Source organism: Cohnella sp. LGH, from assembly GCF_017671885.1.
Taxonomy (GTDB): domain Bacteria; phylum Bacillota; class Bacilli; order Paenibacillales; family Paenibacillaceae; genus Cohnella; species Cohnella phaseoli.
Genome location: NZ_CP072117.1, coordinates 3,492,414 through 3,503,660, shown reverse-complemented (window position 1 = coordinate 3,503,660; position 11,247 = coordinate 3,492,414). Strand labels below are relative to the sequence as shown.

Below are 11,247 nucleotides of genomic sequence, written 5' to 3'. Positions count from 1 at the left end.
CATAATTAGTCGAAGGGGACGCGAATAGGAGCGTCCTCTTCGCCAGGAGGCATCACGGCATGCAAAATGAAAGGGTATACGCGGAAACCCATCGGAAGAGGGCTATCGTCGTCGATGGCCAATCCTCAGCGGCCATTGTCGTTACAGACGATTCCGATCAACAGACCTTGGACGCAGCGAAAAAATTGAACGAATATGTGGAGAGAGCAACTGGGGCTAAGCTGCCAATTGGGACTAGGGAACGTGCGAACTCGGAAATTCATATCCATGTAGGCACATATCCGACAGAAGATGCGGATAGGCTGGGAAAGCTTCTGCAGGCGATGAATGATGGCGACGGCTACGTGATCGACGTTCGCGAGGATGGGAGGAGCCTGTCGATCGTCGGACCGACCAGCTGGGGAACCGAATTTGGCGTCATCGAGTTTCTGGAGCGTTATGTCGGCGTACGTTGGCTGATGCCGGGTCCGGACGGAGTTGACGTACCGCAATCGACGATGCTGTCCGTTCCGTTCGGCACGGTATCGGAAGAGCCTGCTACGATCTCGCGGCATTTTTTTGGAATGGAACGTCCGGTGGAGTGGACGGAATGGACGAAGAACAATCGCATGCATGACAAGATTCAATTTCATCACAATCTGATGAATTTGTTCGATACGAACAAGTTCCGCGATCATCCGGAATACTATCCGAACAATACAGTGCCCGCACAGCACGATCACTGGCAGCCTTGCTTTAATGACGCCACCGCTGCTGTTGCCATCAACGAAATTATCGCCTTTTTTGATGCGCATCCGGATGAAATATCCTATTCCTTGGGAATTAACGATTATCCGAATTTTTGCGAGCTGGATCCGCGCAGCCCCAACTACACCGGCGGAGGATTAAACTCGTTGGGTCTGCCGAATATGTCGGACGTGTATTACCCTTGGGTCAACAAAGTGGCGGAGGGCGTGCTTGCGGTACACCCCGATAAATACTTCGGTTTGCTGGCGTACGCGTGGGTATATGACGTGCCGACTAATCTACGATTAAATCCGAGAGTCATCCCCTATATTACGGATGATCGCATGACTTGGAACGATCGGGACCTCGGCGACACTGGAATGCGGCATACGCAGCTTTGGCAACAGCACGCGACGCAACTGGGCTGGTATGAATATCTGTACGGCTCGCCGTATGCGCTGCCGCGCGTCTACCCCCATGTCATGGCGGAAAATTATAAGTATGCGCAACATCATAACGTGACGGCCCATGCCGCGGAGTTGTACCCGAATGTCGGTGAAGGTCCGAAGCCGTGGGTATCGGCGAAGCTGCAGTGGAATCCCGATTTGGACGTCGACGAGCTGTTGACTGAATGGTACGTACGGGCGGTTGGGGACGAAGCGGCTCCCTATCTAAAGTCTTACTACGAGCTATATGAAAAGTTCTGGACGATGCGAATATGGGAAACCTCGTGGTATGCGACCTGGAAAGGGCAAACGAGAAGACATACCTTTTTGGATTTCTTAAGTCCAAGCTATCTCAGAAATATAACGAAGGAAGAACTTGTCGAGGGTCGCGATTTGCTGGAGCAGGTCGTCTTAAAGACGCATACCGATCGACAGAAAAAACGCGCCAGACTCTTATTGCGAGCCTTCGAGTATTATGAAATTTCGGCACTCAGTTTTCCTTCTGAAGAGGCGGTAAATCCGCCGCGGAGCGAAGAGGAGGCGCTCGTTCTGATAGAGAACAGCGTACATAACATAGGGCTAGCCGATCGAAGACGACGATTGCTTGCTGAATTCGACAGCGATCTTATGCTGAGACAACCGCTTGCGACGACATCTTGGAACGGGCTGTCGAGTGGGGCTTTCGGGGGGCTGGAAGATTGGTTGAAGAAGGAAGCCGCGGGCGGTGCGGTAAGAATGCGTTTGACCGAGATCGTGGCGACAACCGAGACGGAGCTCGTAAGAGATTTGTTCGCCGTATTGATTGATTCCGGAGACAAAGAGAATTTGCTTAGAAGCGCGAGCTTCGAAGACGGGGAGTATACGGAAGGAGACTGGTCGTACGAGAAAGATAATGAATCTGCTACTTGCATAGAGCGCTCAAATGAACAATCGCGTTCCGGCCAATATGGCATGAAAATAAAAGGGGCATATCCTAACGGCGGCGCTGCCCAGAATATCCCGCTTACCGGAGGCAGATATGCCGCCATCGTCTATTATTACGTGCCCTTAGATTCGCAAACGCGCGGAGAGATCGGTTTTTACCACTACATCCGGTCGGAAAGCAAAGAAATGCTAGGCGTTGCGATATCCGATCGCAAGAGGCTTGATCAGACGAAAGGGCGCTGGGCCAGCTTGGAATTTATTTTTGAAATTAACGATTACGTTGGAACAGTGAATCCGCTTAAAGTGGAAAATCTATTATTTTTTATCGTCGTCTGGAACCAAGAACCTGAAGATGTCGTTTATTTGGATGATTTCGCTTTGTACAAATTGGAATAGATCATCGCGCTACTCGGATTGCGCGGCATTTAAGTACGCAATCATATAGTCCAGAAACCGTTGACATGCGAGAGAACGAGTCCTGTCTTGACGCTCGATCCAGAGAAGCTGGCGCTGTAGCGGAGGATCGATCGGAACGATGGCAAGCTCATTCCCGATGCCCGTCTCTGTTTTTTTCCACATTCGATAAGCATTGACGGGAACCAGGGAAACGCCGAGATTTCCCCTAACGAGTTCCTTGATCACGTCGTATTGATGGACGACGAGACGCACCTGAGGTTGAATCGCCAATTGCTTGAATAACGGCAAAATGAAGCTCTCGTACCAACGATTCAAGGTAGAGAGAATGAGAGGCTGCTGATGAAGCTCCACTAGCGGTACGCAGTCCCTGCCCGACCAAGGATGATCGGCGGGGACCAGCAAACCGAATTCTTCCACATGCAACGGCTGCTCGCGCAATTGCGGGTGATGAACGGGAGCGGTGACGATGCCCGCTTCCATATGATGCCCGAGAACCCAATCCAGAATGGGTTCATTCAACCCTTGCTCTATTTCCAAATCAATCGAGTCGTTGTCGCGCACGAACTCAGGCAAAAAATGTGGCAGCATATACCATACGAATGTTGGGTACATAGCCAATCTTACAAAGCCGCGTCCCGACAGTCCTAAATCCTGGATGCTCCGAGCCGCTATCTTCCAATCCGCCAATATCCGTTCGCAGTGAAACAGAAGTCTGTTTCCCGCCTCCGTAAGCTTGATTCCCCTGCCCGTCCGAATGAAGAGCTCGGCGCCGATTTCGGCTTCCAATCTCGCCATTTGCTTGCTGAGAGCAGGCTGGGCGATATGAAGCTCCTGTGCGGCTTTCGTGAAATTTCCGAGTTTCGCGATACATTGGAAGTACTCCAGAAGCTGAAGCTGCATAATCGCCTCTCCATTCCTATCACAAATGCGATATTCCATTTTGATTATATCAGTGATGAACATTATATATTGGACGCTGCCGGTCGTCAATTCTAGAATGAGGATGCAGGCTGCTTGTTGAAACGCCTAATACCCTACATTCTAGGAGGCAAGTCAAATGCCTAAAGTGGAAGCCACACGAATCGACCCCATTACGCTGGAAATCTTGTGGACCCGTCTGATCGCAATTGCGGACGAAACGGCAACGATATTAAAGAGAACGTCCTTCTCTCCGACAGTGCGAGAATCCAACGATTATTCCTGCGTACTGTTCGACGAGAACGGGGACACGGTAGCCGAGAATACGATCGGTATTCCGTCCTTTAATGGGGTCATGTCGCGAGCGTTGAAAAGCATTTTGAACCTCTTTCCCCGACAAAACTGGCGTCCGGGCGACGTTGTCATTACGAACGATCCATGGATCGCGTCCGGTCACCTGCTTGACATCACATGCGTTATTCCGATCTTCTACAGGGATAAGCTGGTCGGTTTCTCTGGCAGCATTGCCCATATGGCGGATATGGGCGGAAGCGGGTGGGCTTCCGACGGCAGGGAGGTATATGAGGAAGGCATCTGCATTCCTCCGTTATTTCTTTATAAGGAAGGCAAGCCGAACGAGGATTTAATAAGAATTTTGCGCGGCAACGTGCGAGTGCCGGACGAAGTGTTGGGAGACGTTCATGCGCAAATCGCGGCGGGCCGCGCCGGCGCTGCGCTTCTTATCGAGTTGCTGGAGGAAAACGGAATCGCGGACATCTCTCCGATATCCCGCGAAATCCAAGATAAAGCCGAGCAAGCGATGCGGAAGGCCGTAGCGGCGATTCCGGACGGCGAATACCGTCACGAAATGCAAACGGACGGATACGACGGCGAACCTATCGAGCTGAAGGTAAAGGTGACGGTAAACGGAGATCAGCTTGTCATCGATTTTACGGGATCGTCGCCGCAAATCGGACACGCGATCAATGTTCCTTATAATTACACGCACGCGTACACTTGTTTTCCGGTTAAATGCGCCATCGATCCGTTGACCCCGCGCAACGAAGGCTCTTACCGCCCGTTTACGGTAGTTGCGCCTGAAGGCAGCATTCTGAATCCTCTGTTCCCCGCTCCGGTGAACGGCAGGCATTTGGTCGGCCATTTCTTGTCCTGCGTCGTCTACGGAGCGCTAGCCAAAGCGATCCCGGATCAAATTATCGCCGATTCCGGAAGCGCACCTCAGCAGTATACGATATTCAACGGCACTTGGCGGGGCAGGCCGTACTCGACGGTGCTGACGATTTGCGGCGGCATGGGTGCGCGGCCGACGGACGACGGACTAAGCTGCACGAGTTTTCCTTCCAACGTCAGCGTCGGTTCCATGGAAATTACCGAAGCGGTTTCTCCTCTGGTCGTCTGGCGGAAAGAATTGCTGCAGGATTCCGGCGGCGCGGGCAAGTATCGGGGCGGGCTTGGCCAAGTGATCGAGCTCGAAATTCGAGGGGAAGGACCTGTACAGATGTCGCTCATGTTCGACCGCGTCGATCATCCGGCGTCGGGGACGGCCGGCGGAGCGGCGGGAGGCGCTGCGCATGCGTCCGTAAACGGTGAATTGGCCGTTTCTCTAAAGGGGCGGAATCAAGTGGGGCCGGGAGATCGAATTCGCCTGCAATATTCCGGCGGGGGCGGCTTCGGCTTTGCGGACGAACGACAGACGAAGCTTATCGAGAAAGATTTGCTCAATGAATTGATTTCGAAGGAGGCCGCGGTCAATGTCTATCAATACAAAGGATAAGATCGGCAAGTGGATGGTAGGTTCGGATGTCGGCGGAACGTTTACCGATCTGACGATGCTTGACAAAGAAAGCGGTACCGTCCTGACCGGCAAAATACTGACGACGCCGGACGATCCGAGCCGCGCGATTTTCAATGGCTTGGATCAGATGGCGAAGCAATACGGTTTGGATTTGAAGGACGTGGAAACGTTTATCCATGGCACGACGCTGATCGCCAATACAATGATCGAGCGCAAAGGCGTGCCGACGGGGCTTATAACGACGGCGGGATACCGGGACGTAATCGAGATCGGCAATGAAATGCGCTTCGATATTTTCGATCTGTTTATGAAGAAAATGGAACCGCTCGTTCCGAGATTTTTAAGGAGGGAGGTCAGGGAGCGCGTGGACAGCGAGGGAGCCGTTCTGGTCGACTTCCATGAAGAGGATGTTCGTCAAGCGGCTGCGCTGTTCAAGGAGCAGGGAATCCAATCGGTCGCCATCGCTTTTATTAACAGCTATCGCAATCCGGAGCACGAGAAGCTGGCGGAGCGAATTTTACTGGAGGAGATGCCCGAAGTGTCCGTTAGTCTTTCCTCCGATGTCGCGCCCGAAATACGCGAGCTGGAACGCTTCTCGACAACGGTCGCCAACGCTTACGTGAAGCCGCTGCTCCGCACCTATATTGCCAAGCAGGAGCGCAGCCTCGCCGCCTACGGCACGGATGCTTCGGTGAACGTCGTCATGTCCAATGGGGGGTTGACCGATGCCGAATCCGCAGCGGCCTATCCGATTCGACTGATCGAGTCCGGTCCGGCGGCCGGCGTCATCGCCGCGGCGTTTCACGGCAGAATGGCCGGAGAGAACCAAATTATCGCTTTCGATATGGGCGGCACCACGGCCAAGATGTGCCTGGTCCGGGATGGAAGCCCGAATCGGGTTTACGAGTTCGAGGCGGCGCGGATGCAGCGATTCAAGAAAGGGAGCGGCATACAGATGCGTATTCCGGTCATGGAAATGATCGAAATCGGCGCCGGCGGCGGAAGCATCGCGCACCTCGACAATATGAACATGCTTAAAATCGGACCGGAAAGCGCCGGCTCCGTTCCGGGACCGGCTTGTTACGATCTCGGGGGAGAAGATCCGGTCGTGACGGATGCAGACGTTCTGCTTGGGTATTTGGATCCCGATTATTTTCTCGGAGGAGATATGCAACTGAGCGCCGAGCTCGCAGAGAGAGCTATCGCGAATAAAGTAGCCATACCGCTTGGGATCAGCTCAATAGAAGCCGCGGCGGGTATTCATGAAATCGTGAACCATAATATGGTGTCGGCGGCAAGAATTCATATCGCCGAGAAAGGGACCGATCCGCGCAAATTCAGCTTGGTGGCGACAGGCGGAGCCGGACCGGTTCATGCGTACGGCATAGCCCGTTTGCTCGGACTGGGCCGAATCGTGTGCCCTCCCGCAACAGGAGTCGCATCAGCGGCAGGCATGCTCGTCGCTCCGCCTATGGTGGAACTCGGACGCAGCTATGTTAGCAGCCTGGATGCTTTGGATTGGGCGTACCTTCGCAGTCTTTTCGCGGATATGCGGAAGAACGCGGCGGAAGGCTTGGGCAAGGTGGGGGTCAGGGAAGAAGAGATGGAGACGATGTATACGGCAGAGATGCGATATGCCGGACAAGGTTATGAGATTGCCGTAAAGTTTCCGGAATCGATGCTGATCGATGAGGACACAAGTGTTTTGGAGACGGCTTTTCTGAAGGAATACGAAGCGACGTTCGGCCATTGTCCGCAAGGCGTCTCGCTTGAAATCATCAATTTGCGGTTGCGTTCTTTTGCGCCTGAGCAGGTGTCCAATCTTCGCTTCAATCGTTACGATCCGGATGGCGAGAAGGCGTTGAAGGGCCGCAGGAACGTATATTTTCATGAAATCAAGTCATTTGCCGATACGGCAGTATACGATCGATATCGTTTAGTTCCCGGTACGACCGTCCCGGGGCCGGCGGTTATCGAAGAACGGGAATCGACCGTAGTGGCGGGACCTAACACAACGATTAAGGTGGATGGTCACCTCAACCTGGTCATTGATCTTCATTGATGATGAAATGCGATCGGAGAGACGGCATTATGGGGAGAAACGACCCTTATATCGATCTCGGCACGGACGCGAGGACAGCGCCGACAAGCCGGATGTGGGAGGCCATGCAAGCCGTGGCGCTTAACGCTACCCCGTTCAAAGGCCAAGAGGCGGTGGAGGCGCTCTTGGCCAGAGCTTGCGAATTGACGGGACAAGCTGCGGCATTGCTGCTGCCTTCATGTACGATGGCGAATTTAATTGCGATGATGGCGCATGCGGATCGCGGAGATCAAGTGATTCTAGAGGAAAGCTCCCATATCGCCTGGTCGGAAGGCTGGGGCATGGCATCCATTGCGGGCATTTATCCGAAGCTGCTCAAGGGGCGACGCGGCGCGATCGACCTGGAGGAGATCCTATCCGCCGTAGAGGCATCCGTATTTTCGCATCGGCCTCGCACTAAGCTGCTCTGTTTGGAAAATACGAACAATGCCGGCGGAGGCGCGGTTCTGCCCCAAGCCTATACGGCGGAAGTTTGCGCGGCAATGAAGGAGCGCGAAATTTACGTTCATTTGGACGGAGCGCGAATCTTTAATGCGGCGGTAGCGCTGGATTTACCGGTGCGGCAAATGACGGAAATGTACGACTCGGTGACGATCAACTTAAACAAAGGGTTATGCGCTTTGGAAGGCGCTTTATTGTGCGGCTCCGCGGCAATGATCCGGAAAGCGTCGCAGTTGGCTCGGGCGCTTGGCGGAGACAGTCAGCATAAGGCTGAAATCATCGCTGCGGCGGGATTGATCGGCTTGAATGAAATGGTGGACGATATCGCCGAAGATCATCGCCGAGCCTACTTGTTCGCATCGGCGGTACAACGGATTCCAGGTATTGGCGTAGAGCTTCAAAGGGTACAAACGAATATCGTCATGGTCGACGTTTCCGGTACGGGTGTTGCCGCGGGAGAAGTTTTGCAGCGTTTGAAGATACGAGGCGTCGCTTCCTACTTATATAGCGATGCCGTCCTGCGCTTCGTCTTCCATCGGGAAATCAACGATGAAGACGCCTTAAGGGCATCTCGATTGTTGGGGGAAGCAATCGGATAGGCAAGGAACGGCGAACGATGACCGAACAGAAACGCCTTAGCTGTTATTTTGACAAGATGTCCAGATCCGTGCTACCTTGTTCTCATCATCAAACAAGTCAAGGGAGCCGTGATCCCGTGTACGAACAGAAAACAAAGGAAACCGAAAACAGCGTCATCGAGTTTATCGAGAGCGTGGACCATCCTAAGAAGCGAGAAGACGGCTATAAACTGCTCGACATTTTTGCCGAGACGACCGGTTATCCGGGAAAAATGTGGGGACCGAGCATCATCGGCTTCGGATCGTACCATTACAAGTATGCGACAGGTCATGAGGGAGACGCGCCGCTTGTCGGCTTCTCGCCAAGGAAGGCGAAGATCAGCCTTTATTTCGCTCCCGGCGATTCTCAGCGAGAGGAACTGCTTCAGAAGCTCGGCAAACATACGACAGGCAAGGCGTGCGTCTACATCAACAAGCTGGACGACATCGACATTGAGACGCTGAAAACGTTGATCCGACAGTCCGTCGATTTCCTAAAGGTGACATATCCCGAATGATCACCGAAAAAAAGCCCGCGAGAGCTTGGCTGCGTGAAGAGGCCAAACTCCTGCGGGCTTTGTCATATTATAGCTTAAACGCAATCTCCAAGTCGCGGATCTGCTCAGGGCCGATGTGTACGATGTCTCCGAGGCAGCCGGCCGACAGAAGCGCTTTGGCGCTGTATTCGGCGACTTCGAGCCGGTCGAACGCATTAAGCAGATTTTGGCCGGTTACGATGACGCAGTTGTTGTCCACGATAGCGATCGGCGTGTCTTTCGTAAAGCGGGCCGCAGTGCCTTCCGTGTCGCGATAGACGGCGTCGAAGGGAAGCTTGGGCGTCTGCCGCATCAGAATGTAGCTCTCCGGAATCGTACGCGAGTCGAGGTCACGGTCGGTGACGGCAAAGGCCATCACGTTCGGCGGATGCGCGATTATGACGCTATCGATATGTGGGTGCAGCTCGTAAATGCGCTTATGAAGGTGGACGGAACGGCTCGGCGTTTTGCCGGCTTCGACCGCTCCGCCCTCGATGCGCACAAGGTCCTCCGGCTCCAAGTATTTGCGGTCGACTCCGAAAGGCGTGATGACAAAGGAACCGTCCGCAAGTCTATGCGAGAACGTTCCCTGCGTGCTCGTGAACAGGCGCTGGTCGTAGGCTCGCTTGATCAGCGTGCACATATCCCGGCGAATGGCAAGCTCGTCCGTGCCGTACGACTGCGGGACGAACTCGCCCAGCTCCGGCTCGTCGCTGTGTGCCATCGCGCCGAACTGATCGTCCGACAGCAGCGTCGGCGTTCCGAGCCTGCGAGCGTTAATTTCCAGCCGCGCGCAGAAATCAAGCGTCTCGAAGCGTTGAAACGCTTGGAACAGATCCGCTCCGCCGACGACAACGCCGTGGTTTTCCAACATGACCGAATCGTTGCCGCGTTGGAACACGGCGGCGATATTTTCGCCCAGTTGGCTGCTGCCGGGGAGGGCGTATTCCGCCATGCCGATTTCTCCGCAAATCTGCCGCTCGTTAGGCAGCAGCCGCGTGTCGGGAATGCGCCTGACGATGCTGAACGAGACGAGAGCGGGGGGATGGGCGTGCACGACGGCCCGCAAGTCCGGCCGAGCGGCGTAGATGAGCCGGTGGAACGGAAACTCGCTTGACGGGCGATGATGGCCGACGACCGTACCGTCGGGTTTGACGCATACGATATCGTTTCGCGTCAACGTGCCTTTATCTACGCCTGCGGGCGTAATCCAAATTTGATTTTGTTCGTCAAGAATCGACAGATTGCCGCCGGACGTCGTCGTCATACCATAACCGTAAATCCGGTCCATCATTAGAAGTATTTGATCCGCGGGGTGAAGTAGATCGTAGCGCATATAAGCTCCTCCTAGTCCTGTTTTCCTCTATTGTACATAAAAACCGGTTTTCCGACTGTAAAGAAAGTCATAATTCCTCGCAAATTTCGGCTTTATGCCCAAATGTGAGAAACGCTACAGAAATTCGGGGCGAGGAGTATATACTATAAGTACGCATTCGGAAAGGGAGGGGAACGGATGACCTATCATCACGTATTGGCCGCATTCGATGGCTCCAAAGCGTCGGCCAAAGCGCTCGCCCACGCCGTCAAGCTCGTCGATAGCCGCCCGGGTAGCAAGCTGACCGTCGCTCACGTCACCGCGAGGCCGCCTTATGCTTTTGCCGGGTTTGGCATGGTTGTGCCGAGCGGCTACGAGGAACGGATGAAAGAGTATCAGGTTAGTCTAGTTCGCCAAGCGGAGGATGCGATCAAAGAGCTGCCCTACGCGAAAGTCGCTGTTCTCGAAGGCGTTCCTTCCTCGGCAATCTTGCAATATGCCAAGGAATATTGCTGCGACTTGATCGTAATCGGCAACAGAGGGCTCGGACCGATTCGGGAGTGGATGCTTGGTAGCGTCAGCCATCATGTCGTGCAGCAAGCGCAAATTCCGGTGCTGGTCGTCAAATGAAGGCACAACGCAAAGAGCCCGCAACGAATGCGGACTCCGGAACGAATGAGGATCGAGCTCACAGCCAGGATCTCGGATAGCAGCAGAAGCCTTTGTGGCTGTAATCCTTCTTGCCTTCGCTTTTGTGATGGCCTTCGCTGCGCTTGCCACAGCTCTTATGCTGCTCGCCGGACTTGTGCATACCGCCAGACTTGTGCATGCCGCACGATTTGTGACCGTGAGACTTGTGGTGACCATGGGACTTGTGATGGCCATGGGATCTGTGCTCACCGCATTTGTCCTTCTCGCAGCCTTTGCTCTTAGGGGGAGATTTGTGTTTACAGCAGGACTTATGTTTATCATGGGATTTGTGCTTGTCCT

8 protein-coding genes are annotated in these 11,247 nt (G+C 54.0%); 6 read left to right on the top strand and 2 right to left on the bottom strand.

The genetic code is table 11. The annotated features are described in order from the left end of the window. The first annotated feature begins 59 nt into the window (after positions 1 to 59). Positions 60 to 2,492 carry a DUF4838 domain-containing protein gene (locus J4772_RS14905; protein WP_209075830.1) on the top strand — a complete coding sequence of 811 codons (2,433 nt, stop codon included), beginning with the start codon at positions 60 to 62 and terminating at the stop codon, positions 2,490 to 2,492. A 9-nt stretch (positions 2,493 to 2,501) separates the two neighbouring features. Here J4772_RS14905 and J4772_RS14900 read toward each other — a convergent pair whose 3' ends face one another. Beyond that, positions 2,502 to 3,413, bottom strand: coding sequence for a LysR family transcriptional regulator (locus J4772_RS14900; RefSeq protein ID WP_209075829.1), 912 nt, complete (start codon positions 3,411 to 3,413; stop codon positions 2,502 to 2,504). Positions 3,414 to 3,570: 157 nt separating this feature from the next. Between J4772_RS14900 and J4772_RS14895 the strand changes: the two genes are divergently transcribed. The 4 genes from J4772_RS14895 to J4772_RS14880 all read left to right on the top strand — a co-directional run bounded on the left by J4772_RS14895 (position 3,571) and on the right by J4772_RS14880 (position 8,924). After that, positions 3,571 to 5,226: a hydantoinase B/oxoprolinase family protein gene (locus J4772_RS14895; protein ID WP_209075828.1), complete on the top strand. Its 1,656-nt coding sequence runs from the start codon at positions 3,571 to 3,573 to the stop codon at positions 5,224 to 5,226. Further along, positions 5,204 to 7,309 carry a hydantoinase/oxoprolinase family protein gene (locus J4772_RS14890; RefSeq protein WP_209075827.1) on the top strand — a complete coding sequence of 702 codons (2,106 nt, stop codon included), beginning with the start codon at positions 5,204 to 5,206 and terminating at the stop codon, positions 7,307 to 7,309. The genes J4772_RS14895 and J4772_RS14890 overlap by 23 nt, the downstream gene beginning before the upstream one ends. 29 nt (positions 7,310 to 7,338) lie before the next feature. Next, positions 7,339 to 8,388, top strand: coding sequence for a threonine aldolase family protein (locus J4772_RS14885; protein ID WP_209075826.1), 1,050 nt, complete (start codon positions 7,339 to 7,341; stop codon positions 8,386 to 8,388). Between the two features lie 116 nt (positions 8,389 to 8,504). Then, a complete protein-coding gene (locus tag J4772_RS14880) occupies positions 8,505 to 8,924 on the top strand; it encodes a DUF1801 domain-containing protein (RefSeq protein ID WP_116064289.1) in 420 nt (139 codons plus the stop codon). Positions 8,925 to 8,991: 67 nt separating this feature from the next. Here the strand turns inward: J4772_RS14880 and J4772_RS14875 are convergent, their stop codons facing one another. After that, positions 8,992 to 10,278, bottom strand: a complete 1,287-nt coding sequence (locus J4772_RS14875; protein ID WP_209075825.1) for a class II aldolase/adducin family protein — start codon at positions 10,276 to 10,278, stop codon at positions 8,992 to 8,994. A 177-nt stretch (positions 10,279 to 10,455) separates the two neighbouring features. Here J4772_RS14875 and J4772_RS14870 point away from each other — a divergent pair, with 177 nt between their 5' ends. Continuing rightward, a complete protein-coding gene (locus J4772_RS14870; RefSeq protein ID WP_116064287.1) occupies positions 10,456 to 10,887 on the top strand; it encodes a universal stress protein in 432 nt (143 codons plus the stop codon). The last annotated feature ends 360 nt before the right edge of the window (positions 10,888 to 11,247 follow it).